The sequence below is a fragment of the Methylomonas sp. DH-1 genome (assembly GCF_046097555.1).
GTDB classification, from domain to species: Bacteria; Pseudomonadota; Gammaproteobacteria; order Methylococcales; family Methylomonadaceae; genus Methylomonas; species Methylomonas koyamae.
The window spans coordinates 4,828,032-4,853,981 of record NZ_CP143089.1 but is presented as its reverse complement, the minus strand read 5'-3'; the positions used below and the strand labels follow the sequence as shown (position 1 = coordinate 4,853,981).

Sequence of the window (25,950 nt, the reverse complement as noted above, 5' to 3'; positions counted from 1 at the left end):
AAATATCTAATTTTCGGATAACCATATGCCGATATAGCATTAATAGTTTGATCGATTGCGCTGGCATAATGCAGCCGTTATCGAATTTTACGAATTGAACGGGTAAAAAATGAATTTGATGTATACCTTGTCCGGCTTCGGGGTCGGTTTGCTGGTCGGCATTACCGGCGTCGGCGGCGGCTCTTTGATGACGCCGCTATTGGTGTTTTTGTTCGGCTTCAAACCGGCGGTTGCAGTCGGTACCGACCTGCTCTACGCCTCGATCACCAAAACCGCCGGCGTGTTCGTCCATCACGGCAAGCACGGCTCGGTGGATTGGAAAATCGTCGGCTGGCTGGGGCTGGGCAGCTTGCCGTTTGCCTGCGCGACCTTGTACGTGCTGAAAAACCTGATGGCGGTCGGTAAGGAAACCACCGGTGCGATCACGTTCACTTTGGGCGTGGCGCTGCTATTGACGGCATGCGCCTTGTTGATACGCAGCTTTTTGCTGCGCAAAGCGGCCAAGCAGCAAATCGACGACGACCATAGTACGCAGGATAACAGCGGCCGGTTTTCGCCGCGCTGGGAAAAAATCGCCACCGTAGCCACCGGTGCCGTATTGGGCGTGTTGGTGACGCTATCCTCGGTCGGCGCCGGTGCGCTGGGTACCGTGGCGTTGCTGTTTTTGTACCCGAAAATGTCGACCTTGAAAATCGTCGGTACCGATCTGGCGCATGCGATACCGCTGACCGCGGTGGCCGGCCTCGGCCATTTGAGCCTGGGCAATTTCGATTTGGATTTGCTGGTCAGCCTGTTGTTGGGATCGGTGCCGGGGATTTGGATCGGTAGCCATTTGAGCGCCAAAATCCCGGAGCAAGTGTTACGGCCGGTGTTGGCGACCTTGCTGCTGGTGATCGGCACCAAATTCGTGATGCAGTAACGCTGTCGGCCAGGGCCGCTGCTTCCATGTGCAGGGCGCGCCTTGGGGCGAGGCGGTCACAAACCCCGTTGCAATAACTTCAAGGCATTGGCAAATTCGGCCTTAAGGCGATAGACCTGAGCCGGCCGGTGAGCGCCGCCGGCTTCGGTTTGCCCCGGTATTTCCTCCAACACCCCCAATTCGTCCATTTTCCGGCGAAAGCTGACTTTATTCAGCTTCTCGCCCAGACAGGCTTCGTAGATTTTTTGCAGCTTCGGCAACGTGAAGCGTTCGCCGGCCAAGTGGCAGGGTAACGACGAATATTGCGATTTGTTGCGGATCCGCTCCACGGCGGCATCGATAATATCGTTGTGGTCGAAGGGTAAGCGGCGCAAGGCATCGACCGGGCAAATGGATAGTCCGGGGTGATTTGCCTGCAACAGCAATTCGGCGTCGACCAACGCAAAATAAGCGATCGAAATCGACCAGCCCCTGGGGTCGCGGGCGCAGCCGTCGAAGGTGCGTAATTGTTCCAGGTAAGGCGGAGTGACTCCGGTTTTCCGGCGCAAGATGCGTAGCGCCGCGTCCAGGCTATCGCGGTCGGCATCGGCCTGGATGTAGCCGCCCGGCAAGGCATCCAGGCCGGCGTAAGGCTCGTGTTCGCGCCTCGCCAGAGCCACACTCAATTGCTGCTGTTGAATCGTCAGCAACACCACGTCTATCGTTGCAATCATCCGCTCGGACATAGGGAAGTTTTCAGTCAGGCGTTTAGTAACAAAATGTTAACTATAAATATATAAGCCATATTTTATAGATGTTTTAACCTATCTTATTAGTTGCATTTTGCAACTAATAAGAATAGGCTAAGCCTGTCTCGAATTTTTGGCCGGAGCAGGTTTATGAATGCGATCCAATTGTTAGTCATCGACGCCCAGAACGATTTTTGCGATCGCCCCTTCGGCAGTCTGTTGCCGGCGTTGCCGGTTCCCGGCGCCTACCAGGATTGTTTGCGCCTGGTCCGGCTGATAGATCGGCTGGCGGACGCGATCGATGCGGTTGTCGTCACGCTCGATTTGCACCACAGTATCGACTTGGCGCATCACACGATGTGGCGCGACGCTAACGGTGCCGTGCCGCCGCCGTTTACCCAGGTCACTGCGGCGGACCTGCGCAGCGGCCGTTACCGTACGCTAACGGCGCAAATATCCGCCGATGCCGAGCGTTACGTTTTGCAATATCTGCAAAATCTGGAGCAACAGGGCTTGGCGTTGACGTTATGGCCGCCGCATTGCCTGGTCGGTTCGCCGGGCGCGAATTTGAATGCCGAACTTGCCGGCGCGCTGCAACGCTGGGAGACCAGGCGCTTAAAGCCTATCGATGTTATCGAAAAGGGCTTGAACATCTGGACCGAGAACTTTTCGGCGCTGAAAGCGGTAATTCCCTACCCCGGCGACGCCGATACCGATTTGAACCGGCACTTGCTCGATCTGTTAGCCGGTTCGGATTCGGTTTGGGTGGCCGGCCAGGCCAGTAGCCATTGCGTCAGGCAAACCATCTTGGATTTGTTGCAATACGGCCCGGCCGATGTCGCCGAGCGGTTGACATTGCTGACCGATTGCATGAGCCCGGTTCCGGGTTGCGAATTCTTAGCCGAGCAATTTTTTAACGATGTGCGGCAACGGGGCGTCCGTTTGGCCGCCAGCAGCGAAATCGGCCTCGTCCGGCCGTAACGGAGGAAAACTATGGCCCCTATCGTCAAAAGCCTGTTGGAAAACGACTTGTATAAATTTCCGATGTGGCAAACCATGCTGCATAAACGCCCGGAAGCCACGGCGGAATACGGTTTCGTCTGCCGCAATACCCCGGAATATCCGTTGGCCGAACTGGTTGCCGACGTCAAACTCGAGTTGGAGCAGTTGTGCGAACTGCAATTCGGCGAGGACGAACTCGAGTTTTTGAGCGGGCTCAGTTACTTGAAACCGGATTTCATCGAGTTTTTATCGCTGTTCCGCTTCAAACCGAAATATCTTAAGGTCTATGCCGAGGACGAGCGGCTTAGAATCGATGCCGCCGGCCCGCAAGTGCACGTGATGAATTTCGAGATTTTTGTTTTATACATCGTCTCGGAGCTGTATTTTCGCCGCTTCGATCAAGCCGTTTTGCTGGCCGAAGGCCGCCGCCGTTTGCAGGAAAAAGTAGCCTTATTGAAAGCTTTCGCTGCGCAGCCGGCCGCAACCCATCCGTTCGAGTTTTTCGATTTCGGCTTGCGTCGCCGCGCCTGGGGTAGTTGGCAGGAAGAAGTGGTGCGGACTCTGCAGGCCGAACTGCCGAATTTGTTCAAAGGCACGTCGAACGTTTATCTGGCGAAAAAATACGGCCTGAAACCAATCGGCACGATGGCGCACGAGTATCTGCAATCTTACCAAGCGCATATCGTGCGTTTGCGCGAGTTCCAACGCACGGCGCTGGAGGATTGGGCGCAGGAATTTCGCGGCAATCTGGGTATCGCTTTGACCGACACCATCGGCATGGATGCTTTTTTGCGCGATTTCGATCTGTATTTCGCCAAATTGTTCGACGGTTTGCGCCACGATTCCGGCGATCCGGCGCTGTGGGGCGAAAAAGCCATCGCCCACTACCAATCTCTGAAAATCGATCCGCATACTAAGCGTCTAGTGTTCTCCGACGGTTTGGACATAACCAAAGCCATCACGCTGTATCGCCAATTCGGCGGCCGGATTCAATTGGGATTCGGCATCGGCACGAATTTGACCAACGACCTCGGCGCCAAACCGTTGAATATCGTCATGAAGCTGATGCGCTGCAATGGCGATCCGGTCGCCAAGTTGTCCGACGCGCCGGGCAAGACCTTGTGCGACGATCCGACCTTCGTTGCCTATTTGCGCCAGATCTTCAACCACTACGTATGAAGCGGGAATCAGCTATGCCGGGACAGAACACATTACGTATCGCCGTCGCCCAAACTAATCCGACGGTCGGCGATTTTGCCGGAAATCTGTTGATCGCCAAGCAGGCGTTCCGCGACGCCGCGGGGCTGCAAGCGCAATTGCTGGTATTTCCGGAATTGTCGCTGTGCGGCTACTACCCGGCAGATCTGCTGAACGACACGGCATTCATCCGCCGGGCCGAGCGGGCTCTGGCAGAATTGGCGGAGTTCTCCCGCCAGTTTCCGGGAATTACCGCCATCGCCGGTTTGCCGCAAACCCGTTCCGGCCCCGGCAAGCCGCTGCATAACTCGCTGCTTGCGCTGGCAAACGGCCAAGTGCTGGCCGCCTACCACAAGCAGTTGTTGCCGACCTACAATATTTTCGACGAGCGCCGCCATTTCGAGCCGGGGCCGGCTACTGCCGCCAGTATCGACGTCGCCGGCTACCGAGTGGGGCTGATGATTTGCGAAGACGGCTGGAACGACGCCGCCGCCGATTATCCGGTCAATCCTTACCAAGCCTTGGCCGCAATCGGGCCGGATTTGGTGGTCAGTATCAACGCCAGCCCGTCCAACATCGGCAAGAGTGCGCAACGGCATCGGATTATCGCCGGCGCCGCGCAACGCCACCGCTTGCCGATTCTGTACGTGAACCAAGTCGGCGGCCAGGACAGCATCGTGTTCGACGGTGCCTCCTTCGCCGTCAATCCGGACGGAAAGATTGCCTACGAGTCGCCGGCTTTCGTATCGGTTGTGGAGCCGGTCGAATTCGGCGGCGGCGCTTTCCATGGTACCGGTCGCTGTCAGCCTTTGCCGGAGCAGGAGTTCGTCGTCAGGCATATCCTGCTGGGTTTGCGCGATTACGCCCGCCGCTGCGGCTTCCGCCAGGTCGTAGTCGGGTCGTCGGGCGGGATCGATTCGGCGTTGACCATCGCCTTGGCGGCCGAAGCGCTCGGTCCGGACAACGTGGTTGCGGTGACGATGCCGTCCGAGTATTCCAGCGCCGGTTCCGTTACCGACTCGCAGTTGTTGTGCGACGCGCTGGGGGTAAGGTTATTGACGCATCCGATCCGGGAACTGGTCGATGCTTTCAAAGCCCAGTTTCAAGCCAGTTTCGCCGCGCCGTTGGCAGGCCTGCCGCTGGAGAATTTGCAAGCGCGGATACGCGGCACCGTGCTGATGGCCCATTCCAACCAATTCGGCGCGTTGGTGCTGACGACCGGCAATAAGAGCGAAATCTCGGTCGGTTATTGCACCCTGTACGGCGATACCAATGGCGGCCTGGGGCTGATCGGCGATTTGTATAAAACCGAGGTTTACGGCTTGGCGGAATATCTGAACCGACGCGCCGGCCGGCCGTTGATTCCGCAAGCGATTCTGGTGAAGGAGCCGTCTGCCGAATTGGCGTTCGGCCAGAAAGATACCGATAGTTTGCCGCCGTATCCGGTGCTGGACGAAATTTTGAAGTTACTGATAGAAGGCGATTTGCTGCCGGAAGCGGAATATCGGGCGGTGCGCGATTTCGTAGCGGAATATCGCCGTTCGGCCGACGGCGAGGCGGTATTCCAGCGCATCGGCCGGTTGGTCGCGCGTAACGAATACAAGCGGCGCCAGGCGCCGCCGATTATTCGGGTCCGTCCCCGCGCCTTCGGCGCCGGGAGGCAGATGCCGATTGCGGCCAAGTATTAGTCCGGCCGCTACCGGATTGGCCCTTATTCGCTGGCGCGCGAGGCGCGTTTACGCTCGTTTTCGGTCAGCAATTTTTTGCGCAGCCGGATCGACTGCGGCGTGACTTCGACCAGTTCGTCGTCGGCGATGAATTCCAGCGCTTGCTCCAGACTCATCTTGATCGGCGGCGTCAGCAGGATGTTCTCGTCGGAGCCGGCGGCGCGGATGTTGGTCAACTGCTTGGCTTTGGTCGGGTTGACCACCAGGTCGTTGTCGCGCGAATGGATGCCGATCACCATGCCTTCATAAACTTCGGTGGCGTGTTCGATGAACAAGCGGCCGCGCTCCTGCAAATTGAACAGCGCATAACCCAGCGCTTTGCCCTGCACCATCGACACCAATACGCCGTTGATGCGACCGCCGACGTTGCCTTTTTTCATCGGCCCGTAGTGGTCGTAGACGTGGTAGAACAAGCCGGAACCGGAGGTGGCGGTCAGAAACTCGGTTTGGAAGCCGATCAAGCCGCGCGACGGTACCATGTATTCCAGGCGGGTGCGACCTTTGCCGTCCGGTACCATGTTCAACAAGTCGCCTTTGCGTTCGCCGAGCTTTTCCATGATCGAACCCTGGTGCTCGTCTTCCAGTTCGATGGTGACCATTTCGAACGGTTCGTGCAGTTCGCCGTCGACTTCCTTCAAAATCACTTCCGGCCGGGATACGCCCAGTTCGTAGCCTTCGCGGCGCATGTTTTCGATCAGAATCGACAAATGCAGCTCGCCGCGGCCGGAGACCTTGAATTTATCCGGGTCTTCGGTGTCTTCGACCCGCAACGCCACGTTGTGTTGCAATTCCTTGTTCAGGCGGTCGCGAATTTGCCGCGAGGTGACGAATTTGCCTTCCTTGCCGGCGAACGGCGAGGTGTTGACCTGGAAGGTCATGCTGACGGTCGGTTCGTCCACTTTCAATGGAGGCAAGGCTTCGACGGCATCTTGCTGGCACAGCGTGTCGGAGATTTCCAGTCTGTCGATGCCGGTAAAGGCAATGATGTCGCCGGCCTGGGCTTGCGGCACTTCGATCCGCTCCAAACCTTTGAAACCGAAGATTTGCAGCATGCGGCCGTTGCGGGTGGCGCCTTCACGGTTGATTAGCGTCAACGGTTGATTGGTTTTCACCGTGCCGCGTTGGATGCGGCCGATGCCGATCACGCCGACATAGCTGTTGTAATCCAGACTGATGACCTGCATTTGGAACGGGCCGTCCAGATCGACTTTGGGCGGATGCACTTTTTCGACGATGGTTTCGAACAACGGCGTCATGTCGCCGCCTTCGACGTTACTGTCCAGGCCGGCATAGCCTTTCAGCGCCGATGCGTAGACGATAGGGAAATCCAATTGCTCGTCGGTGGCGCCGAGGCGGTCGAACAAGTCGAAGGTTTGGTCGATGACCCAATCCGGACGGGCGCCGGGACGGTCGATTTTGTTGATGACGACGATGGGGTGCAGGCCCAATGCAAAAGCTTTTTGGGTAACGAAGCGGGTTTGCGGCATCGGGCCGTCGACCGCATCGACTAGCAGCAATACGCAATCCACCATCGATAACACCCGCTCGACTTCGCCGCCGAAGTCGGCGTGGCCCGGGGTGTCGACGATGTTGATGTGGTAACCGTTCCAGTCGATAGCGGTATTCTTCGCCAAGATGGTAATGCCGCGTTCTTTTTCCAGCGCGTTGGAGTCCATCACCCGCTCGTCGACTTTTTCGTGGTCGCCGAAGGTGCCGGATTGTTGCAACAATTGATCGACGAGGGTGGTTTTGCCATGGTCGACGTGGGCGATGATGGCGATGTTTCTGAGTTTTTCTATCACGGGATTTATTGGGTTTTTTACAGAATGAATGTGCCGGTCCTGAAAATTCTTGGCCGGCGCGGAAGTGGGCTGGAAACGGTATTAAAAAGGCGCGGGCTTAGCTTTGGCTCCAGGGCAGGCCGTGGAAGCGCCAGCCGCCGAGATTGCCGCGGTGCCGGTCGGCGCCGAGCGGGCCTTCGAAGCCTTCCAAAATATTGACCAAATGCCGGTAGCCGGCGGCTTCCAGCGCTTTGGCGGCATCTACAGAACGTTGTCCGCTGCGGCACAGCAGCAATACCGGTGCCGATTTATCGGAGGCATGCTGCTCGACCTGGGCAACGAAATTGGCGTTTAACTGCATCCCCGGAAATTCTTTCCAAGCCACATGGATGGCCTTCGGCGGATGGCCGACGAAGCTGTGTTCGATGGCGGTGCGCACGTCGATCAGCACGGCGTTGGGATTGGTTTGCAACAAGTCCCAGGCTTGTTTGGGGTCGAGATTTTCTATCATGGGTTACCGCTCAAGTTTTTGCCCGATGAAACAGGCTTCGTTTCGGTTGCCGAGCCGCGTGTCACCGATCCTGGCGTACTCCTGGTAAAAAACCACGCTCAGGGGCTTAAACAGCTCGAGAAGCTCGTTGTGGGCCAATAGGTAATCGGGATTGCTGGGGCCGTGTTGGTCAAGCTTGTCGCGGGTAAATGTTTGATAAAACAGCAGGCCGCCCGGATTCAAGGCCGCCATTATCGCATTACACAGGGTGCGGTCAAGAAAACGGCAGATGACAATCACATCGTAAGCGCATGTCGGCAGGGATTCGGAGCCGATTTGGCAGTGGCGGGTGTTGACGCTCAGGCTTAGCCGTTCCGCATTTTGCCGGAGTTTTTCCAGGGCTACCGGCGATACGTCCCAGGCAGCGACATTCAAGCCGGATTTTGCCAACAGCAGCGCGTTGCCGCCCAGGCCGCAGGCCAAATCCAGAGCGCTGCCGCGTTCGGGCAATAGATAGCAGTGGTTGGCGAGCAGTTCCGATGCGGCCGGTGCCTCAGCCGCGTTGCGGTAAATCGTGTCCCACTTGCGTTGCAGTTCGCTCATGGGTTCATGCCGATCCGGTGCGGTAGCCAGGCTTGGATAAATTCCAGAAAGGAACGGACTTTAGCGGAAAGATACTTGCGGTGTGGGTAAACCGCGTAAATCTCCAACGGGGCGATGCCGTATTGTTCCATCACCACTTGCAGACGGCCTTGTTCGATGTCACGGCCGACGATGTAGCGCGGCAACATAATCAAGCCTAGGCCGTTAACGGCCGCATTGCGGATCGGGTCGGCCATGTTGGCTTGCATCCTGCCGGTCACAGTGACGGTGCGTTCGCCGAGGATGCCTTTGAAGCGCCATTTGTTGCGCGGCGGGATGGCCCAGTTAATCAGGCAGCTATGGTCTTCCAAGTCTTCCGGGTCTTGCGGGATGCCGTGGTTTTTCAGGTATTCCGGCGACGCGCAGACTACCAGCGAGGAGCTGGCCAGTTTGCGGGCGACCAGGCTGGTGTCGTTGAGCTGGCCGAGATAAATCGCTAAGTCGACGCCTTCGTCGATCAAATCCACCTGACCGCCTTTCAGCACCATCTCCACCGAAAGATCCGGGTAGTTTTTCAGATACTCGGTCAGGCCGGGCGAGATGTGGCTGGCGCCGATTACCGGTGGTGCCAGAATTTTTAAAGTGCCGCGCGGTTCGGTTTGCAGATGGGTGATGGCCGATTCCATTTCCGCGACGTCCAGCAACACCTGCTGGCAGCGTTCCAGATAAGCCTCGCCGGCTTCAGTCAGGCTTAAGCTGCGGGTCGTACGGTTGAACAGGCGGGTATTCAGCTCGCTCTCCAATTGCATGATGTGCTTGGTGGCCATAGCTCGAGAGATATCCAAATCCTTGGCGGCCCCGGCGAAGCTGCCGGCCTTGGCGACGCGGACAAAAACGTTCATGCTGGTTAGTTTGTCCATTCTGCCTCCGGTGGCGTTGGAAGTTGCTAAAAAACGTTGACATTTTTATTGTTTCTTAATTTCATACAATTTATTTAATAAACGCCTAATTGTAAACTTTTTTATCTCCGGTATAGTGTGCGGCAACTTAACGAGAAAGCACAGAAAATCTTGCCAAATGCAAGATTAAACAGAGGATTTGAGCACAATGAATGAATTTAAAAAAGATGTACTGGTCGGTACTTTGTTTATTGCCGGCATTTTGAATTTTCTTTCCGGCCTGTTCGTAATTTCCACTGTCCTGTTTGCAGCGACCTCAATGTTCAGCAATATCTCGCTCAATACCCAAGCGAGCCGCTGATCCCCAGAATTTGTAACTACCTCCTGGTGTTGTAATTAACGAGCGGTAACCTCCTTCCAAGCACTCCGCTGGTTTTCTTGCCTCCCTCTGCGCGAGCATTGGGAGGTTTTTTTTGCCCGCAGTTTTTCCGGCAGTTTGGGCGTCATGCTATGATTCAGCCCGTTCGAAATCGAGATTAATAGTCATGAACGACGTTTTACAGCAATTGGCACTGGTGCTGGAGCAGCGCAAACAACAGTCGGCCGATCAATCTTATGTGGCCAGCTTGTATGCAAAAGGTTTGGACCATATTTTAAAAAAAATCGGTGAAGAAGCCACGGAAACGGTAATGGCGGCGAAAGACGGCGACAAGGATAAGATCGTTTACGAAGTGGCCGATCTGTGGTTTCACTCGATGGTCTTGTTGGCGCACCAGGAACTAGGGCCGGAACAGGTGATCAATGAGCTGCAACGCCGTTTCGGCTTGTCCGGTCTGCAGGAAAAAGCGCAACGCAGCTCTTCATAGTCAAACAGCAGGAGTGGGTAATGGGTTTTAGTATTCCGCATTTATTGGTGGTGCTGGTTATCGTCGTGTTGGTATTCGGCACCAAACGCTTGAAAAATGTCGGCGCCGACCTCGGCGAGGCTATCAAAGGTTTCCGCAATGCCGTCAAGGAAGGCAGCGAAACCGAAGGCAAAACGCTGGCCGACAAAGAAGCCGATGTGCTGGAAGGCGAAGTTTCCAGCAAAGAAAAAGACAAGGCGTAACGCAGCTATGTTCGATGTCGGTTTTTCCGAATTGCTAATGGTTGGCCTGGTGGCTTTATTGGTGTTGGGGCCGGAAAAATTACCCAGGGCCGCCCGCTTGGCCGGATTGTGGGTCGGCAAGGCGCGTAGCGTGCTGGCAGCCGCCAAGGCGGAGATCAAGCAAGAATTGGCCGCCGAAGAGATGCGCCAGTTGATGCAGCAAAATATCGCCGGCGAAGTACAAAAGGCCTTGGACGACACCCGGTCGGCCGTAGACGATATCAATTTCAATATTCAAGCCGCGACCGAAACCGATCAACACGATGACAAACCAAGTTCAGCCGGATAACGAACAGTCATTTTTCAGCCATCTTGTCGAACTGCGCGACCGTCTGCTGAAGATGGTGCTTTGCGTGCTGTTGGTGTTTGTCGGCACCGCCAGTTACGCCAACGAGATCTATGCTTTTTTGGCCGATCCGCTGTTGCAGCATATGCCGAAAAACAGTTCGATGATCGCGATAGACGTGGCTTCGCCGTTTTTTACGCCGTTTAAACTGGCGTTTGTCGTCGCCGTTTTCGCCAGTATCCCGTTCATTCTTTACCAGTTCTGGGGCTTCGTTGCGCCGGGTTTGTACCGCCATGAAAGGCTGATGGTCGCGCCGCTATTGCTGGCCAGCACGCTATTGTTCTATGGCGGTGCGGCGTTCGCTTATTTTCTGGTGTTCCCGTTGGTGTTCTCGTATCTGACGGCAGCCGCCCCGGCCGGCGTCGCCGTGATGACCGACATCGCCACCTATTTGGATTTCGTACTGGCCATGTTTTTCGCGTTCGGTCTGGCCTTCGAAATTCCGGTGCTTACCATCGTGCTGGTTTGGACCGGTATCATCAGCCCCGAATCCTTGGCGGAAAAACGGCCTTATGTCATCGTCGGCGTATTTGTCGTGGCGATGTTTCTGACGCCGCCCGACGCTTTGTCCCAGACCTTGCTGGCTGTGCCGATGTGGTTGTTGTTCGAGTCGGGCTTGTTGTTCTCCCGATTGATAAGCCGGCGCGAGCGCGCTGCAGATGACGATGGTTAGTATTGCGGCACGCTTTGCCGAGGTTCGCGGCCAATTGCGCGAGGCCGAAATCGCTGCCGGACGCCCGCCGGGTAGCGTGCAACTGCTTGCCGTCAGCAAAACCAAGCCGGCAGCGGACTTGGCGGCGGCCTACCGATTAGGCCAGCGCCATTTCGGCGAAAATTATTTGCAGGAAGCGTTGCAGAAACAGCAACAGTTGGCGGCGTTCGATATCAGTTGGCATTTCATCGGCCCGATCCAGTCCAATAAAACCCGGCCGATAGCGGCGCATTTCGCTTGGGTGCACAGCGTAGACCGCTTCAAAATTGCCGAGCGCCTCAACGAGCAACGCCCGGACTATCTGCCGCCGCTGAATATTTGTCTGCAAGTCAATATCAGCGGCGAAACGACCAAGTCCGGTGTCGGCTTGGCCGAATTGCCGGCTCTGGTCGAGCAGGTTGCCCAATTGCCGCGCCTGCGTTTGCGCGGCGTGATGGCGATACCGGAACCGGCAATGGAATTCGAAACGCAACGCCTACCGTACCGCCGCCTTTACCAAGCGGCAACGGCATTAAATAGGCCGCAGATGGACACGTTTTCGTTCGGCATGAGCGGCGACCTGCTGGCCGCGGTCACCGAAGGTGCCACGCTGGTCAGGATCGGCACGGCGCTGTTCGGCGCGCGTCCTAGCCAATAAATTGTTTTTCATGGATAATGTGGGGAATTTTCCGACAAATCCCCATTCTTCGACGCGATGAAACAAAAGCTGGAATCCCTTTTACAACAAGCAGTTGCAGGTATCACAACCCAAGGTATTCTCGAAAGCGATTTCATTGCCCAAATTCAATTAGAACGGACCAAAGACCCGCAACACGGCGATTTCGCAACTAATCTGGCCATGATGTTGGCCAAACCGGCCAAACAAAACCCGCGGCAACTCGCCGAAAAAATCGTCGCCGTGTTGCCGGCCGATCCGGCAGTGGTTAAAGTCGAGATTGCCGGTCCCGGTTTCATCAATTTTTTCATCAATCCCGACAGCCAGTTCCAGATCGTGCGCCAAGTGTTGGAAGAAGGCAACGCCTTCGGCTTGAGCAGGGTTGGCGCCGGACAGCGGGTGCAAGTGGAGTTTGTTTCCGCCAATCCGACCGGGCCGCTGCATGTCGGCCATGGCCGCGGCGCGGCCTACGGTTCTGCCGTGGCCGATCTGCTGGAAGCGGCCGGTTTCAGCGTAGAGCGCGAATACTATGTCAACGATGCCGGCCGGCAAATGGACATCCTGGCGGCCAGTGTCTGGTTGCGTTATCTGGAAGCCTGCGGCGAGGTATTGCCTTTTCCGAGTAATGGCTACCGAGGCGAGTACGTTAGAGATATTTCTGCCAATTTGCATAGAAGCGCAGGGGACAAATATCGCAAGTCTGCCGCGCAGGTTTTGGCAGATTTGCCTGCCGACGAGGCGCAAGGCGGCGACAAGGAAAAGCATATCGACGCACTGATCGAGCGTGCCAAAACTTTGTTGGGGCCGGAAGCCTACGGCCAGGTGTTTCAAGCCGGCCTGGACGAGATATTGCTGGATATCAAAGACGACCTAGCCGAGTTTGGCGTCGGCTACCAGAACTGGTTCTCGGAGCGTTCGTTGATGGACGACCAATCCATCGACCGGGCGCTGCAGCGGTTGGACGAAGCCGGGTTTTTGTACCGGCAGGAAGGCGCGACCTGGTTCGCTTCCAGCCGGTTGGGCGACGAGAAAGACCGGGTGGTGGTGCGCGACAACGGCCAAACCACCTATTTTGCGTCCGATATCGCTTACCACATGAATAAGCTGGATCGGGGCTTCGACAAGATCGTCAACATCTGGGGCGCAGACCACCACGGTTATATTCCGCGGGTCAAAGCCGCCATGCAGGCCCTGGGCGCCGACGATTCCAAGCTGAAGGTATTGTTGGTGCAATTTGCCGTACTGTACCGCGGCGACGAAAAAGTGCAGATGTCTACCCGTTCCGGCGAATTCGTCACGTTGCGCCAATTGCGCAACGAGGTCGGCAAAGACGCCTGCCGTTTTTTCTACGTGATGCGCAAGTCCGAGCAGCACATGGATTTCGACTTGAAGCTGGCGACATCCAGAACCAACGAGAATCCGGTTTATTACGTGCAATATGCTCACGCTCGCGTATGTAGCGTATTGCGCCAACTGGATGAAAAAGGCCGGCAACGCGATCCGTTACTGGGTATGCAGCATCTGAATCTGCTGACCGAGGAACAGGAGAGCGCGCTGTTGACGACACTGTCCAGATATCCGGAAACCTTGGAGCGAGCGGCGTTGAATTACGAACCGCACCAATTGATTCAATATCTGCGCGAACTGGCCAACCAGTTTCATAGCTACTATAACGCCCACCAGTTTTTGGTCGACGACGACAAGCTGTGCAATGCCCGCATCAACTTGGTTTGCGCCGTCAGACAGGTGTTGGCCAACGCAATGTCTCTGCTGAAAATCAATACGCCCGAAGCGATGTAAATGGCCAGAGACTACAAACATCGCGTACAGAGCCCCAATTACGGCGCCAGTCGGCGGAAGCCGAAGCAGTCTTCGGTAGCGTTATGGCGCTGGCTATTGGTGATTATGTTGGTCGCGGCCTTCGTGGTGTTTTTGAACATGATCGGTAAGCTGGTGCCGGAATTGGTCGCAGGCAAGCCCAACCCGGAAACGCAGCCGGCGGCTGCCGAACCGAAAAAACAGGAATTGCCGCTACCAGCGCAAACCTCTGCCGAAGCGGAAAAACCGGCCGAGCCGGTTGAACCGGAAGAGCCGCGCTACGACTTTTACACGATTTTGCCGCAGGCGGAAGTCGTGGTTCCGGACTATGAAATCAAAACCCGCGTCCGCGAACAGTTGGTCGGTAAGACCAAAGCCGTCAAATACGTGATGCAGGCCGGTTCGTTCAGAGAAGCGGCCGAAGCCGAACGCCACAAAGCCAAATTGGCCTTGCTCGGTATCGAATCGCGGGTCGAAAAAGCCAAGGTCGGCAACGTGATTTGGCATCGAGTCAAAGTGGGGCCCTACGATAGTCCGGCCAGCGTTTCCACGATCAAAGAGTTGCTGCAGAAAAACGGTATCGGCGTGATCGTCACCGAAAGCGGCCAGTGATTTTGCGGAATCGGACCGGCAAGCCGCCAAAAATTTGCAGCCGATCCGGCATTTATCGATTGACTGGCCTATAGTTTTAAGCTCTGATTAAAGCCCACAATTTCCAGGGGAGACGCTACATGCTCAATAAAAAAATAATGGTGTTGATGTTGGCAGGCTTGACGGTATTGAGCGGTTGTAGCCGGCTGTACTACTACTCCACCAGCATCGACGACGACGACTTGGTTGAGGTCAGTTACGACGCGGTCGGTTGGTTGTTGGCCGATTTACGCCAGCCCCTGCCGAAAGGTAGCCTGGTCGTGATCAACTCCCTGGTCAACGTCGACGACATGGGGCAAACCCTGCCGTTCGGCAGAATCATTTCCGACCAGATTTCTTCGGCGCTGCACCGTTCGGGTTATCGGGTGATGGGCATGGAATTGCCGACCGAGATTTTCGCCAAAAACGAAACAGGCATTCTGGAATTACCGGAAAAAACCAAGGAAGCGCTGAACAACGTCGGCGCCAAAGCCATCGTGATCGGATCTTATGCCCCAGGCCGCGATAATGTTTACGTCTCGTTGCGGGTGGTCGATATCGCCAGCCAAAACGTGATTTCGTCTACCGACTATTCGGTGGCGATGGGTCCGGATACCAAAGTATTGACGACCAAACCTCAGCCTAAACAATAATCGCTCAGGAAGCGGCCGCTCAGACGGCAGCCGCTTCCGCAACAGCCAATCCAGGCTGTACATGCTCGTACGCCAGATCCTGCCGTAAAAACTCCGATATTTGCTGCGCATCGGCAAAATTACCGAGCGCCAACAAAAGTTTGGCGTAAGCCGCTTCCAACGTCATATTCCAAACCATCTCCGCCCCGGCAACCATCAATTCCCTGGTCGAGGCGTATGCGCTGTCCGAGTGCAGCGCCGGAGCCAAATAAATATTCAGACCCTGTTGCCGGCATTTGCGCGCGAAAGCGGCCAGGCTATATTCGCTGCCGGCCGTATCCGAGGCGCAGGCCGTACCGGAATGGTACAGGTCGTGCAAGACCGCGTCGAATCCGTCCAAACAAAATGCGCTGTAATCGAGGCCGGGGTAGGGTCTGATTAATAAAATCCGTGCCGAAAAGTCGGGTTTCAACTCGGCCGGTTGGCGGTTCCAGCCATCGCCGGCCGTTAACGTTTCGAACTGCCCGCCGCGGTAGCGCATAAACGGCCGCGATTGGGCGCTGATAAAATCGCTACCTAACGGCAGGCAGGAGTACAGCCGGGTGCCCAAGTGGACCAACATATCCCGGCCCGGATTGCGGTAGGGTACGTACACCCCGCCCAGCCCGCAAAGCCGGATGAACTCCACCGCGCAGCAAAAATTGTCCACGCCGTTGGCGCGTGGATCATCCAGCGGCAAATCGCTCGAGACCAGCAGTAACGGTATCGGTAATTTATGGAAATACAGGCCCAATGCCGCGGCGCTGAACGCCAGGCTGTCGGTGCCGTGGGTAACGATGACGCCGTCGAAGCGGCCTAAATCCTCTCCTTCGATAGCGGCGACGATCTGTTGCCAATGCCGGGTGTGCAGATTTTCGCTGAGGATTTGCAAAGGTTGCACGGTTTTGAACGTTACCGAATCGGCAGCGCGGCCGCGCTCGTCAAACAATGCCAACAGTTTGAAGCCGGCGCTTGCCGAAGTATCGACGGTGCCGCCCGCCAACTGCGAGCCTATGGTGCCGCCGGTAAACACCAGCAGGATGTTTTTATTCATTTTCGGCGTTTCTTGTATCATGTCGGGTTACGGATTAAATCCGCATCTTAAATTTTTCGCATGAAAATATCACTGATTGTGGCAATGGCCAGCAACAATGCCATTGGTCTGAACGGCCGGATGCCTTGGCACCTGTCCGCCGACTTGAAACGCTTCAGACAAATCACGATGGGTTCGCCGGTGTTGATGGGGCGGAAGACCTTCGAAGCTATCGGCAAGGCCTTGCCTGGCCGGGAAAATATCGTAATTAGCCGCGCCGCCGAATACGACGCGCCCGCATGCAAGGTTTTTACCGATATCGAGACGGCGCTACGAGCCGTGGCCGACCGCGACGAGGTGTTCGTGATCGGCGGTGCCACGTTGTACCAAGCCTTGTTGCCGGTTGCCGATTACCTTTACTTAACCGAGATCGAGCGCAGCTTTACCGGCGATACTTTCTTTCCCGAGTTCGATCGGCGGCAATGGCAGGAGCTGAGCCGCGAGGAGATCGCAGACGACGCCAGCGTGGATTTCCGCTATCGATTTCTAAAGTTGCAGCGCGTCGGTAGCTGCACTGCCGAGCGGATTTTTGGCTAAAACGCCGGTTGCGCATACAATTCCTTAAGTTCTGTCACAAAACTGTCATATTTGCTTCATAGTATTGTCACGTCACTTTGGCACACTGATCTTGGTTTTAAAAATTTTCGAGAAATTATATGAATACAACATTCAAGCTGAAATCGCTGGTTATGGGATTGGGTTTCGCATCCGCCGCGTTGTTGGCCGGCGAAGCCGCCGCGGCTCCCGCAAATTTGGATGCGGCTCTCCCGGAATACTCGGCTGCGAGTGGGATTTCCGGCAACCTGTCCAGCGTCGGCTCTGATACTTTGGCGAACCTGATGACTTTGTGGGCCGAAGAGTTCGGCAAAATTTACCCCAACGTCAACATCCAGATTCAAGCCGCCGGGTCCTCGACCGCGCCGCCGGCCCTGACCGAAGGCACTTCCAACCTGGGTCCGATGAGCCGGAAAATGAAAGACAACGAAATCGACGATTTCGAAAGCAAATACGGCTATAAACCGACCGCGATTCCGGTTGCGATTGACGCATTGGCGGTATTCGTTAACAAGGACAACCCGGTTAAAGGCCTGAGCATTCCGCAAGTCGATGCGATCATGTCGTCAACCCGCAAATGCGGCGGCGCCAACGATATTACCAACTGGGGCCAGGCCGGCTTAACCGGCGCCTGGGCCAGCCGGCCGATTCAGTTGTACGGCCGTAACTCGGTTTCCGGTACTTACGGTTTCTTCAAAGACGAAGCGCTGTGCAAAGGCGATTTCAAAAATAACGTCAACGAACAACCCGGTTCGGCATCGGTGGTTCAGTCCGTTACCACGTCCGCAAACGGTATCGGTTACTCCGGTATCGGCTACTCCACTTCCGGCGTAAAAGCCGTCGCGTTGGCGCGTAAAGACGGCGAAGCCTTTATCGAAGCCACTCCGGAAAATGCGACTTCCGGTGCTTATCCGCTGTCGCGCTTTTTATACGTTTACGTCAACAAAAAACCGAACGAACCGTTGGCGCCGCTGGAAAAAGAGTTCATTAAAATGGTGTTGTCCAAAACCGGCCAGCAGGTCGTGATCAAAGACGGCTACATTCCGTTGCCAGCCAAAGCGGTGGAAAAAGCGCTGACGCTGATTCAGTGATTTATCAAGCCAGGGACCGGCCTGAGCAGGGACAATTTATGCAGGGATGCATCAATGGACTGGCGAGAAAAATCGCCACCCTTTTTTCCCGGCCGCCAATTAACTGCGGTTGATCTTGTATAATGACGAAGCCGATAATTGCACGAAAATTATCGGCTTTTTTGTTTTTGTAAGCATTCCGATGAGTTTCCCCGCTAATTTTGTGATGCCCAGTTATGACTGAATCCCGAACCATTAAAAGCAAACCAACGCTGTTTCAAACGGCTACCAGCGACAGTTACCAACGTTGGCGCCTGGTTAAAGACAAATTGGCGGCGCGGGGCGTGGTAATCGGCGGTTTGAGCATCATCGTCGCAGTGGTGCTGATTTTCTTTTATCTGTTGTACGTGGTTTTTCCGCTGCTGTTGCCGGCCAAGCTCGAGGCTAGCGCTAACGGCGGCTACGCTGTCCCGGCTGCCGAAATGGGCAAAACCCTGTTCGCCGCCATTGAGGAACAAAACCAGATTGCGGTCAGATTTACCGATACCGGCAAAGCGGTGTTTTTCAATGTGGCCGGCGGCGAGATCGTCGCCAACGTATCGATCGCCCTTCCGGAGACCAGCCAAATTGCCAGCTTTAACCACGGCAGCATCGATAAAGGCGTGGTCGCCTTCGGCTTGACGGACGGTAAGGTGGTGGTCGCCAAGCACGAATACAAATTGAGTTATCCGGACGGCAAGCGCCTGATTACGCCGTCGGTCGCTTATCCGCTCGGCAATCAGCCTTTAGTGGTCGATAACACCGGCCAGGCCTTGGTGAAAATCGCTCTGGCTGTCGCCGACGGCCGCAGCACGGTGGTGGCAAAGACTGCCGACAATCGCGTGTTGTTGAGCCGGCTTAGTAAAAAAGAATCGATGTTCGACGACGAAGCGTCCTGGGAGGCGACCGATACTGTATTGGATGTGGCCGGCGACGATGTCGAATTCATGTTGCTCGATAAGGAGCAACGCAATCTGTATTTGGCCAGCCGGCAAAGTATCACGGTTGTGGATGTCGGCGATGCATCGGCGCCGGCCGTCAAACACAAGTTGAACCTGGTCGAGAACGGCCAGCAAATCACCAGTGTCGAATTTCTGAACGGCGAAAATTCGTTGCTGGTCGGCGATGCCAAGGGCGAGTTGGCACAGTGGTCGCTGGTGCGCAACGACCAAAACTACGTCAACATGCAGAAATTGCGCAGCTTCCAGTTGGCCGATAGCCCGATCGTAGCGGTTAGCGCGGAACAGCGCCGGCGCGGCATGCTGGCGATCGACAGCGGCGGGCAGTTGGCGGTTTACAACTCCACCGCCGAGCGCGAGCTGATCAATACCAAGTTATTGCAGGCCGCACCCCACGTGTTGGCCTTGTCGCCGAAAGCCGATTTCTTTCTGGTGGAAGACGCCGCGGGGAAAGTACAAAGTTGGCATTTGGAAAACGAACACCCGGAGATTTCGATGAAATCGCTGTGGCGCAAAGTTTGGTACGAGAGTTATCCGAAGCCCGATTACATCTGGCAATCGTCGTCGGCCAGCAACGATTTCGAACCGAAAATGAGCTTGACGCCGCTGGTGTTCGGCACCTTGAAAGCCTCGTTTTACGCGATGCTGATGGGGATACCGCTGGCCTTGTTCGGCGCGATCTACACCGGTTATTTCATGGCGCCGCGGGTGCGGCAGTACGTCAAGCCCGGCATCGAGATCATGGGCGCGTTACCGACCGTGATTCTGGGTTTTCTGGCCGGCCTATGGCTGGCGCCGTTCGTCGAATCCCATCTGGCCGGCATTTTCGCGGTGTTGATGGTGGTGCCGCTCTCGGTCATGGTGTTTGCCTACCTCTGGCAACAGGTTCCGGAAACCACCCGCCACAAAATACCCGACGGTTGGGATGCCATTGTTTTGGTGCCGGTCGTGGTGTTCGGTGCCTGGTTGGCGTTTCAACTGGCGCCGAGTTTCGAAGCCTGGTTTTTCCGCGGCGATTTGCGGGTTTGGATGCGCGAGGAATTCGGCATCGGTTACGACCAGCGTAATACTTTGGTGGTCGGTTTGGCGATGGGTTTTGCCGTGATCCCGATGATTTTTTCGATTGCCGAAGACGCTATTTTCAGCGTACCGAAACATTTGACCACCGGTTCGCTGGCTTTGGGGGCGACGCCGTGGCAAACGATGACCAAAGTCGTGTTGCTGACCGCCAGCCCCGGTATTTTCTCCGCGGTGATGATCGGCTTCGGCCGGGCGGTGGGCGAAACCATGATCGTGCTGATGGCGACCGGTAATACGCCGGTGATGGATTTGAGTATTTTTCAGGGATTGCGCACTTTGTCCGCCAATATTGCGGTGGAAATGCCGGAGTCGGAAGTCAACAGTACCCATTACCGGGTGCTGTTTTTAGCGGCGCTGGTATTGTTCGTGTTCACCTTCGTCGTTAATACGCTGGCCGAATTGGTCCGGCAAAATCTCAGACAGAAATACAGTTCACTATGATCAAAGAATGGTTTAAAAGCGGTTCGCCGTGGATTTGGTTGACCGCCGGTGCGGTGACGATCAACCTGGTGTTGGTTGCGGGCCTGTTGTTACTGATTGCGCTACGCGGCCTGGGCCATTTTTGGCCGGCCGACATCGTCGAGTACCAATACGAGGACCAAAACGGCCGCTCCACTATCATCGGCGAAGAGGTCGACACCTCGTTGCTGCCGGCCGCGCAGGCCAAAGCGGCCGGCCACCAGATACTGAACGGCGCCGAGTATCTGGTGCAATTTTTGGTAAAAACCGGTAACCGCGATATCTTGGGGAGCGATTTTCGCTGGATTCAGCAGCAGTACATCAAGCAGAAAGCCGAACCCGCGGATTTGATTAGCGTAGAACGCCGCGAATGGGGCAATTTCTACGGCCGGCTGAAGGCGGTCAAGGCAGACGGTAACATCGTCGCCCAAGGCGAACCGGCTTTGGCCGTCGCCCAGGAAAAGTTGGCGGCGGCATTGGATTTGCACGAACAAATCGACGAGCTGCAAAACAAAGACGTCGGCGCGATCAATTATGGCTTGGAGCGCTTGCGCTTGAAACAACGCGCCTTGGAATTGAAAGGCGAATGGAATGACGGCCACGCCCGCGAGTTCGCCGCCCAGAAACAGGCTTACCAACAACAGTACCAGGAAATTCAGGTACGCTTGGCCAAGCTGAACCAAGAAATGAAGCGCGCCAGTTTGGTCGTAGTCGAGGCCGGCGGCCGGGAAATCAATCTGCCGCTGCACCGTATCGTCAAACTGACTCAACCCAATGCGATGAGCGGCCTGGATAAAATGGTCGAGTACGTCCGCAACTTCGCCACCTTCGTTAGCGACGAGCCGCGCGAAGCCAACACCGAAGGCGGCATATTTCCGGCGATTTTCGGTACCGTATTGATGGTGCTGTTGATGGCGGTGGTAGTGACGCCGTTCGGCGTCATCGCCGCGGTTTATTTGCGCGAGTATGCCAAACAAGGTTTCGTGACCCAGATTATCCGCATCGCCGTCAACAATTTGGCCGGCGTGCCGTCTATCGTATACGGCGTTTTCGGCCTCGGCTTTTTCGTTTATATCATCGGCGGCAATATCGACCGCCTGTTTTTTCCGGAAGCCGCGCCGGCCCCGGTATTCGGTACTCCCGGCTTATTGTGGGCCTCGTTGACTCTGGCACTGATGACGTTGCCGGTCGTCATCGTCGCGACCGAAGAAGGTTTGTCGCGGATTCCGAAATCGATCCGCGAAGGCAGTCTGGCGTTGGGCGCGACCAAGGCCGAGACCTTGTGGCGCACCGTGTTGCCGATGGCGAGCCCGGCGATCATGACCGGCTTGATCTTGGCCGTGGCCCGTGCCGCCGGCGAAGTGGCGCCGTTGATGCTGGTCGGCGTCGTCAAACTGGCGCCGACGCTGCCGCTGGACGGCAATTTCCCGTATCTGCACTTGGATCGTAAGTTCATGCATTTGGGCTTCCACATCTACGACGTCGGCTTCCAAAGCCCGAACGTCGAAGCGGCACGGCCATTGGTGTACGCCACTTCTCTGCTGCTGGTGATGGTGATCGTCGGCCTGAACATGTTCGCCATCACCATCCGCAACAATTTGCGCGAAAAATACCGCGCACTGGAAAACTAATCTCGCCTCTTAACCGGACTTGGACCATGACCACTGCCCAAACCAAAACTCACGCCATCGATATCAGCGCGTTGAATCGAGACGACCGTAACCTGTCGGAAAAGATCGAAACCTGCATCAAGGTGGAAGATCTGAATCTGTTTTACGGCCATAAGCAGGCGTTGCACAACGTCAACATGGAAATGCCGCGGCGAAAGGTCACGGCCTATATCGGTCCCAGCGGTTGCGGCAAATCGACGCTGTTGCGCTGCATCAACCGGATGAACGACCTGGTGGACGGCGTCAGTATCCAGGGCAAAATCCTGTTGGACGGCGAAGATATCTACGACAAATCGGTCAACGTCGCCGCGTTACGGCGCCGGGTAGGCATGGTGTTTCAAAAGCCGAATCCGTTTCCGAAGACGATATACGAAAACGTGGCCTACGGTTTACGGATACAGGGCATCAACGACCGCCACATCCTCGACGAAGTGGTCGAAAAATCGCTGCGCGGCGCAGCGTTGTGGGACGAAGTGAAAAACCGTTTGAACGACAACGCCTTGGGCATGTCCGGCGGCCAGCAGCAGCGACTGGTAATTGCCCGCGCCATCGCCATCGAACCGGAAGTGATTCTGCTCGACGAGCCGGCATCGGCGTTGGACCCGATATCCACGCTGAAGATCGAGGAATTGATCAACGAATTGAAGGAAAAATACACCATCGTCATCGTTACCCATAACATGCAACAGGCGGCGCGGGTGTCCGATTACACCGCATTCATGTACATGGGCGAATTGATCGAATTTGGCGAAACCAGCGAGTTGTTTACCAACCCGGCGAAAAAACAAACTGAAGATTACATTACCGGTAGGTACGGTTAGGAGGTAAACAATGGACAACAGCAAAATCAAACAACACATCTCCCGCCAATTCAACGAGGAGATGGAAGATATCCGCAACAAAGTCTTGTCGATGGGCGGATTAGTCGAGCAACAAGTCGATTTGGCGACCAAGGCCTTCATGGGCTACGACATGGAAAATGCCGAAAAGGTGGTGCAGCAGGACCACCAAGTCAACGAAATGGAAAAGGACATCGACCACGAATGTACCGAAATCATGGCCAAGCGCCAGCCGGCGGCCTTCGATTTGCGGATGTTGATCGCGACGATCAAGATCATCACCGACTTGGAGCGGATCGGCGACGAAGCGGCCCGGATCGCCAAAATGACGATGCGACTGGAAGGCGCCGATTATTACCAGGACAAATACTACGAAATCGAGCATTTGCTGAATCTGGTCAAGGAAATGTTGAACGGCGCGCTGGACGCTTACGCCAGAAACGACGTCGAAGAAGTGATTGCGATTACCGAGCAGGACGCTAAGGTCGATCGCGAATACACCAGCATCACTCGTCAGTTAATCACGCAAATGATGGAAAATCCGCGCAATATCACCCGGGCGTTGGATATGTTATGGGCGGCCCGAGCGTTGGAACGCATCGGCGACCACGCTTGTAACGTTTGCGAACAAGTGATTTACATGGTTAAAGGCAAGGATGTGCGGCATATGAGCCGGGAAGATTTGGAGCGTACCGTCAACGCGGTGCGCTGATTTTCACCGGCCGGCGGCGCTGCTCCGAAAAATAGCGGTGCCCAGACGGCTAATGTTTTCCGGTTCCGGCTTTTGGCGGGCCGAGATTGCGCTAAGGCGTCGGCTCGGCGGCGGCCGGCTTTATCACGCGGTTCAAGACCAGCGTGAATTTGCTGCCTAGGCCCAGCTCGCTCTCCACGTCCAGGGCGCCGCCCATCGATTCGGCCATATGCTTGGTCAATAGCAGGCCGATGCCGGTACCTTCGATCAAATCCTGGTCGTGGTGGAAGCGGCTGAACGGTTGAAACAGCAGCTCGAATTGCTCGGGGGCAATGCCGGCCCCGCTGTCCTCCACCCAAATCCGTACCGACTGTTCTTTAACTTCCACGCCCAAGGCGATGTCGCCGTGCGGCCGATTGTATTTCACCGCGTTCGAGAGCAGGTTCAACAGGCATTGCTTCAAACGCATCCGGTCGGCCGCGACCCACACCTCGCATTGCGGCACATCGCCGGAGATGCGAATCCCGCGCTGTTCGGCTTGGCGGCGGATCAATTCCAAAGACTCGGAAATTACCGGCCGGCAATCCACGCTGGCGATATTGAGCGTCAACTTGCCGCTTTCCACCGCCGACAAATCCAACAGCTCGCTGATCAGATCCAACAGGTGTAACCCGGCATCGAGAATATGCCGGGCCGATTCTTGTTGCTCGGTGTTCAACGGGTGTTCGGTATCCGCCGCCAGCAATTGGCTGAATCCGATCACCGCGTTCAACGGGGTGCGGAATTCGTGGCTCATCCGCGACAGAAACTCGGTTTTGGCGCGGCTGGCGCGTTCCGCTTCCCATTTTGCATGCGACAGGTTGACGATCAACGCGTTTTTGTTGTGCTCGTGCTGCTCCAACTTATCCAGCATCGAATTGAAGGTATTGATCAGGACGCCGGTTTCGTCCTGGCTGTCCGCTTGTAAACGAACGTCGAAATTGTTATCACGGCTGATTTGTTCGATGTTCGCGGTCAATTGCAGTAAAGGCCGGCTGATCTTGGCGCCCAGCCAGCGGGCTTGCAATACCGCTATCGAGATGGCCAGCAACATCGCGCCCAGCGCCTCCAATACGGTGTAGCGGAAACTTTGTTTCAATTCGGCAAGCGACAAGTGCAGCGCGACGAAGCCTATCCGGCGTTGGTCGACCTGAATCGGCACCGCCAAATCCAGCGCATCGGTGCTGAACACGTGGTCATTGCCCTGCTGCAAGTAGCCGCCGAACAGGCGGCGGAAGCCGTCCTGCAATTTCGCATCCGGCCAGGGTTCTCCGTTATCGGCGGCGCTTTTGCTGTGGTAGGCCGCGAACAATTGTTGCTCTTCGGTAAAGATATAGGCGTCCAGTACGTCGGCTTTCTCTTTCAAGGCTGCCAATATTTCCTCGGCGGTATTCGGATCGCGGTAGACGATGGCAGCGGAGACGTTGCTGGCCAGCATTTTCGATAACACCCGGCTTTGTTCCAGCAACTTAAGCTTTTGGTGGTGGTAATCGGTGCTCAAAAAGAACAGCAACGTAATCAGCGCCGTCAACAATGCGGTGAATGCGGCGATGGCGAAGATCTTGCGGCGAATCGATCCGAAATTGGGGAAGCTGCCGATTGCCATGTTTATTCGGCGATGCGCGAGCTGCGCAAAAGTTTGGAACTAACCGCAAGCTTGGCGCGGGTCACGTTTTGCAGATGGATCACCGGCTGAATCCGCCGATCTTCGGTCGTCAGGCGCACCATACCGCCCCGATGCTCGAAATCGGGAATATCGCTGACGGTTAATATAGGAAACGCGCGGATGTATTCCAATATCGTCGTCAGAACTCGCTCCTGTTGGCCCGGAACGAAGACGATGTGGCATTCGTGCAATTGTTCCGGGACCGGGTCGACCAACAAGCGGATCGGCCGGTCATGCACCTTTTCGCCGTCGATTAAGCGGGCCAGGACGCCGGTCACCGGACTATTGGCATAGCTGCAAAACAAAAAGTCGCGGCTCGCCGGCTCGGGCCAAGTGATGAAATACGCAAAATTGTAGAGGTATGCCGCTTTCAGTTCGGTTTCGTTGAATTGCTGTGCCGAACCCGGTATGGAAAACGCCGACACGATTACGCTCAGTAGCCATGGCGCCAGCCGGCGCCCGATGAGGGCGGTCAAGCTGCGGGTC

27 protein-coding genes are annotated in these 25,950 nt (G+C 55.9%); 19 read left to right on the top strand and 8 right to left on the bottom strand.

The features are described from left to right. Window positions 1-109 precede the first annotated feature (109 nt). A complete protein-coding gene (locus VXJ35_RS22165; protein WP_064023221.1) occupies window positions 110-919 on the top strand; it encodes a sulfite exporter TauE/SafE family protein in 810 nt (269 codons plus the stop codon). A 56-nt stretch (window positions 920-975) separates the two neighbouring features. Here the strand turns inward: VXJ35_RS22165 and VXJ35_RS22160 are convergent, their stop codons facing one another. Continuing rightward, complete coding sequence (locus tag VXJ35_RS22160; protein WP_064023220.1) at window positions 976-1,644, bottom strand: NrtR DNA-binding winged helix domain-containing protein; 669 nt, start codon at window positions 1,642-1,644, stop codon at window positions 976-978. A gap of 153 nt (window positions 1,645-1,797) precedes the next feature. Here VXJ35_RS22160 and VXJ35_RS22155 point away from each other — a divergent pair, with 153 nt between their 5' ends. The 3 genes from VXJ35_RS22155 to VXJ35_RS22145 are packed head-to-tail and all read left to right on the top strand — an operon-like array spanning window position 1,798 to window position 5,534. Further along, window positions 1,798-2,628: an isochorismatase family protein gene (locus VXJ35_RS22155; RefSeq protein ID WP_064023219.1), complete on the top strand. Its 831-nt coding sequence runs from the start codon at window positions 1,798-1,800 to the stop codon at window positions 2,626-2,628. A 12-nt stretch (window positions 2,629-2,640) separates the two neighbouring features. Beyond that, entirely contained in the window at window positions 2,641-3,828 is a 1,188-nt protein-coding gene (gene pncB, locus VXJ35_RS22150; RefSeq protein ID WP_064023218.1) for a nicotinate phosphoribosyltransferase, read from the top strand. A gap of 14 nt (window positions 3,829-3,842) precedes the next feature. Further along, the gene (locus VXJ35_RS22145) at window positions 3,843-5,534 is read left to right on the top strand and encodes an NAD+ synthase (RefSeq protein WP_054761344.1); all 1,692 of its coding nucleotides are present in this window, start codon (window positions 3,843-3,845) and stop codon (window positions 5,532-5,534) included. A gap of 23 nt (window positions 5,535-5,557) precedes the next feature. Here VXJ35_RS22145 and typA read toward each other — a convergent pair whose 3' ends face one another. The 4 genes from typA to VXJ35_RS22125 all read right to left on the bottom strand — a co-directional run bounded on the left by typA (window position 5,558) and on the right by VXJ35_RS22125 (window position 9,346). Beyond that, window positions 5,558-7,375: a translational GTPase TypA gene (gene typA / locus VXJ35_RS22140; RefSeq protein WP_064023217.1), complete on the bottom strand. Its 1,818-nt coding sequence runs from the start codon at window positions 7,373-7,375 to the stop codon at window positions 5,558-5,560. Between the two features lie 97 nt (window positions 7,376-7,472). Next, window positions 7,473-7,865: a rhodanese-like domain-containing protein gene (locus tag VXJ35_RS22135; RefSeq protein ID WP_064023216.1), complete on the bottom strand. Its 393-nt coding sequence runs from the start codon at window positions 7,863-7,865 to the stop codon at window positions 7,473-7,475. 3 nt (window positions 7,866-7,868) lie between these two features. Next, window positions 7,869-8,447, bottom strand: a complete 579-nt coding sequence (locus VXJ35_RS22130) for a bifunctional 2-polyprenyl-6-hydroxyphenol methylase/3-demethylubiquinol 3-O-methyltransferase UbiG (protein ID WP_064023215.1) — start codon at window positions 8,445-8,447, stop codon at window positions 7,869-7,871. Next, complete coding sequence (locus VXJ35_RS22125) at window positions 8,444-9,346, bottom strand: LysR family transcriptional regulator (protein ID WP_054761337.1); 903 nt, start codon at window positions 9,344-9,346, stop codon at window positions 8,444-8,446. The genes VXJ35_RS22130 and VXJ35_RS22125 overlap by 4 nt, the downstream gene beginning before the upstream one ends. 187 nt (window positions 9,347-9,533) lie before the next feature. Between VXJ35_RS22125 and VXJ35_RS22120 the strand changes: the two genes are divergently transcribed. The 9 genes from VXJ35_RS22120 to VXJ35_RS22080 all read left to right on the top strand — a co-directional run bounded on the left by VXJ35_RS22120 (window position 9,534) and on the right by VXJ35_RS22080 (window position 15,286). Further along, window positions 9,534-9,686 (top strand): hypothetical protein, encoded by a 153-nt coding sequence (locus VXJ35_RS22120; protein ID WP_197485008.1) that lies wholly within the window; start codon window positions 9,534-9,536, stop codon window positions 9,684-9,686. A gap of 184 nt (window positions 9,687-9,870) precedes the next feature. Next, window positions 9,871-10,191: a phosphoribosyl-ATP diphosphatase gene (locus VXJ35_RS22115; RefSeq protein ID WP_054761335.1), complete on the top strand. Its 321-nt coding sequence runs from the start codon at window positions 9,871-9,873 to the stop codon at window positions 10,189-10,191. Window positions 10,192-10,211: 20 nt separating this feature from the next. Next, the gene (gene tatA / locus VXJ35_RS22110) at window positions 10,212-10,433 is read left to right on the top strand and encodes a Sec-independent protein translocase subunit TatA (protein ID WP_064023214.1); all 222 of its coding nucleotides are present in this window, start codon (window positions 10,212-10,214) and stop codon (window positions 10,431-10,433) included. Between the two features lie 7 nt (window positions 10,434-10,440). Further along, entirely contained in the window at window positions 10,441-10,761 is a 321-nt protein-coding gene (gene tatB, locus VXJ35_RS22105; protein WP_064023213.1) for a Sec-independent protein translocase protein TatB, read from the top strand. Continuing rightward, window positions 10,736-11,491 carry a twin-arginine translocase subunit TatC gene (gene tatC, locus VXJ35_RS22100; RefSeq protein WP_064023212.1) on the top strand — a complete coding sequence of 252 codons (756 nt, stop codon included), beginning with the start codon at window positions 10,736-10,738 and terminating at the stop codon, window positions 11,489-11,491. The genes tatB and tatC overlap by 26 nt, the downstream gene beginning before the upstream one ends. After that, window positions 11,484-12,167 carry a YggS family pyridoxal phosphate-dependent enzyme gene (locus tag VXJ35_RS22095; RefSeq protein WP_064023211.1) on the top strand — a complete coding sequence of 228 codons (684 nt, stop codon included), beginning with the start codon at window positions 11,484-11,486 and terminating at the stop codon, window positions 12,165-12,167. Before tatC ends, VXJ35_RS22095 begins: the two co-directional genes overlap by 8 nt. Window positions 12,168-12,224: 57 nt before the next feature. Then, window positions 12,225-13,985, top strand: a complete 1,761-nt coding sequence (gene argS / locus VXJ35_RS22090) for an arginine--tRNA ligase (RefSeq protein ID WP_064023210.1) — start codon at window positions 12,225-12,227, stop codon at window positions 13,983-13,985. After that, the gene (locus VXJ35_RS22085; protein WP_064023209.1) at window positions 13,986-14,615 is read left to right on the top strand and encodes an SPOR domain-containing protein; all 630 of its coding nucleotides are present in this window, start codon (window positions 13,986-13,988) and stop codon (window positions 14,613-14,615) included. It begins immediately after the preceding gene. Between the two features lie 119 nt (window positions 14,616-14,734). Continuing rightward, on the top strand, window positions 14,735-15,286 hold the full coding sequence (locus tag VXJ35_RS22080; RefSeq protein ID WP_064023208.1) for a FlgO family outer membrane protein: 552 nt from the start codon (window positions 14,735-14,737) through the stop codon (window positions 15,284-15,286). Between the two features lie 19 nt (window positions 15,287-15,305). Here VXJ35_RS22080 and VXJ35_RS22075 read toward each other — a convergent pair whose 3' ends face one another. Beyond that, window positions 15,306-16,358, bottom strand: coding sequence for an asparaginase domain-containing protein (locus VXJ35_RS22075; RefSeq protein ID WP_064023651.1), 1,053 nt, complete (start codon window positions 16,356-16,358; stop codon window positions 15,306-15,308). Between the two features lie 60 nt (window positions 16,359-16,418). Here VXJ35_RS22075 and VXJ35_RS22070 point away from each other — a divergent pair, with 60 nt between their 5' ends. The 6 genes from VXJ35_RS22070 to phoU all read left to right on the top strand — a co-directional run bounded on the left by VXJ35_RS22070 (window position 16,419) and on the right by phoU (window position 23,780). Next, on the top strand, window positions 16,419-16,934 hold the full coding sequence (locus VXJ35_RS22070) for a dihydrofolate reductase (RefSeq protein WP_064023207.1): 516 nt from the start codon (window positions 16,419-16,421) through the stop codon (window positions 16,932-16,934). 119 nt (window positions 16,935-17,053) lie between these two features. Next, on the top strand, window positions 17,054-18,043 hold the full coding sequence (locus tag VXJ35_RS22065) for a PstS family phosphate ABC transporter substrate-binding protein (protein WP_064023206.1): 990 nt from the start codon (window positions 17,054-17,056) through the stop codon (window positions 18,041-18,043). A 215-nt stretch (window positions 18,044-18,258) separates the two neighbouring features. Further along, entirely contained in the window at window positions 18,259-20,541 is a 2,283-nt protein-coding gene (locus VXJ35_RS22060; RefSeq protein WP_064023205.1) for an ABC transporter permease subunit, read from the top strand. After that, window positions 20,538-22,190, top strand: coding sequence for a phosphate ABC transporter permease PstA (gene pstA, locus VXJ35_RS22055; protein WP_064023204.1), 1,653 nt, complete (start codon window positions 20,538-20,540; stop codon window positions 22,188-22,190). Before VXJ35_RS22060 ends, pstA begins: the two co-directional genes overlap by 4 nt. Before the next feature lie 26 nt (window positions 22,191-22,216). After that, a complete protein-coding gene (gene pstB, locus VXJ35_RS22050) occupies window positions 22,217-23,050 on the top strand; it encodes a phosphate ABC transporter ATP-binding protein PstB (protein ID WP_064023203.1) in 834 nt (277 codons plus the stop codon). Window positions 23,051-23,060: 10 nt separating this feature from the next. Beyond that, window positions 23,061-23,780 carry a phosphate signaling complex protein PhoU gene (phoU, locus tag VXJ35_RS22045; protein WP_064023202.1) on the top strand — a complete coding sequence of 240 codons (720 nt, stop codon included), beginning with the start codon at window positions 23,061-23,063 and terminating at the stop codon, window positions 23,778-23,780. Window positions 23,781-23,871: 91 nt separating this feature from the next. On the opposite strand, the gene VXJ35_RS22040 is transcribed toward phoU, so the two are convergent. Continuing rightward, a complete protein-coding gene (locus VXJ35_RS22040) occupies window positions 23,872-25,404 on the bottom strand; it encodes an ATP-binding protein (RefSeq protein WP_064023201.1) in 1,533 nt (510 codons plus the stop codon). 2 nt (window positions 25,405-25,406) lie between these two features. Continuing rightward, window positions 25,407-25,940, bottom strand: coding sequence for a YfiR family protein (locus tag VXJ35_RS22035; protein ID WP_157770347.1), 534 nt, complete (start codon window positions 25,938-25,940; stop codon window positions 25,407-25,409). Between the last annotated feature and the right edge of the window lie 10 nt (window positions 25,941-25,950).

Excerpts from the sequence above, each read along its gene's own strand:
- phoU (WP_064023202.1), top strand. The coding sequence starts at position 23,061 with ATGGACAACAGCAAAATCAAACAACACATCTCCCGCCAATTCAACGAG.
- pncB (WP_064023218.1), top strand. The coding sequence starts at position 2,641 with ATGGCCCCTATCGTCAAAAGCCTGTTGGAAAACGACTTGTATAAATTT.
- VXJ35_RS22095 (WP_064023211.1), top strand. The coding sequence starts at position 11,484 with ATGGTTAGTATTGCGGCACGCTTTGCCGAGGTTCGCGGCCAATTGCGC.
- VXJ35_RS22115 (WP_054761335.1), top strand. The coding sequence starts at position 9,871 with ATGAACGACGTTTTACAGCAATTGGCACTGGTGCTGGAGCAGCGCAAA.
- VXJ35_RS22135 (WP_064023216.1), bottom strand. The coding sequence starts at position 7,865 with ATGATAGAAAATCTCGACCCCAAACAAGCCTGGGACTTGTTGCAAACC.
- VXJ35_RS22155 (WP_064023219.1), top strand. The coding sequence starts at position 1,798 with ATGAATGCGATCCAATTGTTAGTCATCGACGCCCAGAACGATTTTTGC.
- VXJ35_RS22125 (WP_054761337.1), bottom strand. The coding sequence starts at position 9,346 with ATGGACAAACTAACCAGCATGAACGTTTTTGTCCGCGTCGCCAAGGCC.
- VXJ35_RS22040 (WP_064023201.1), bottom strand. The coding sequence starts at position 25,404 with ATGGCAATCGGCAGCTTCCCCAATTTCGGATCGATTCGCCGCAAGATC.
- VXJ35_RS22085 (WP_064023209.1), top strand. The coding sequence starts at position 13,986 with ATGGCCAGAGACTACAAACATCGCGTACAGAGCCCCAATTACGGCGCC.
- VXJ35_RS22160 (WP_064023220.1), bottom strand. The coding sequence starts at position 1,644 with ATGTCCGAGCGGATGATTGCAACGATAGACGTGGTGTTGCTGACGATT.
- VXJ35_RS22060 (WP_064023205.1), top strand. The coding sequence starts at position 18,259 with ATGACTGAATCCCGAACCATTAAAAGCAAACCAACGCTGTTTCAAACG.
- VXJ35_RS22130 (WP_064023215.1), bottom strand. The coding sequence starts at position 8,447 with ATGAGCGAACTGCAACGCAAGTGGGACACGATTTACCGCAACGCGGCT.
- tatC (WP_064023212.1), top strand. The coding sequence starts at position 10,736 with ATGACAAACCAAGTTCAGCCGGATAACGAACAGTCATTTTTCAGCCAT.
- VXJ35_RS22145 (WP_054761344.1), top strand. The coding sequence starts at position 3,843 with ATGCCGGGACAGAACACATTACGTATCGCCGTCGCCCAAACTAATCCG.
- tatB (WP_064023213.1), top strand. The coding sequence starts at position 10,441 with ATGTTCGATGTCGGTTTTTCCGAATTGCTAATGGTTGGCCTGGTGGCT.
- VXJ35_RS22070 (WP_064023207.1), top strand. The coding sequence starts at position 16,419 with ATGAAAATATCACTGATTGTGGCAATGGCCAGCAACAATGCCATTGGT.
- VXJ35_RS22080 (WP_064023208.1), top strand. The coding sequence starts at position 14,735 with ATGCTCAATAAAAAAATAATGGTGTTGATGTTGGCAGGCTTGACGGTA.
- argS (WP_064023210.1), top strand. The coding sequence starts at position 12,225 with ATGAAACAAAAGCTGGAATCCCTTTTACAACAAGCAGTTGCAGGTATC.
- tatA (WP_064023214.1), top strand. The coding sequence starts at position 10,212 with ATGGGTTTTAGTATTCCGCATTTATTGGTGGTGCTGGTTATCGTCGTG.
- pstA (WP_064023204.1), top strand. The coding sequence starts at position 20,538 with ATGATCAAAGAATGGTTTAAAAGCGGTTCGCCGTGGATTTGGTTGACC.
- VXJ35_RS22065 (WP_064023206.1), top strand. The coding sequence starts at position 17,054 with ATGAATACAACATTCAAGCTGAAATCGCTGGTTATGGGATTGGGTTTC.
- VXJ35_RS22120 (WP_197485008.1), top strand. The coding sequence starts at position 9,534 with ATGAATGAATTTAAAAAAGATGTACTGGTCGGTACTTTGTTTATTGCC.
- pstB (WP_064023203.1), top strand. The coding sequence starts at position 22,217 with ATGACCACTGCCCAAACCAAAACTCACGCCATCGATATCAGCGCGTTG.
- VXJ35_RS22165 (WP_064023221.1), top strand. The coding sequence starts at position 110 with ATGAATTTGATGTATACCTTGTCCGGCTTCGGGGTCGGTTTGCTGGTC.
- VXJ35_RS22075 (WP_064023651.1), bottom strand. The coding sequence starts at position 16,358 with ATGAATAAAAACATCCTGCTGGTGTTTACCGGCGGCACCATAGGCTCG.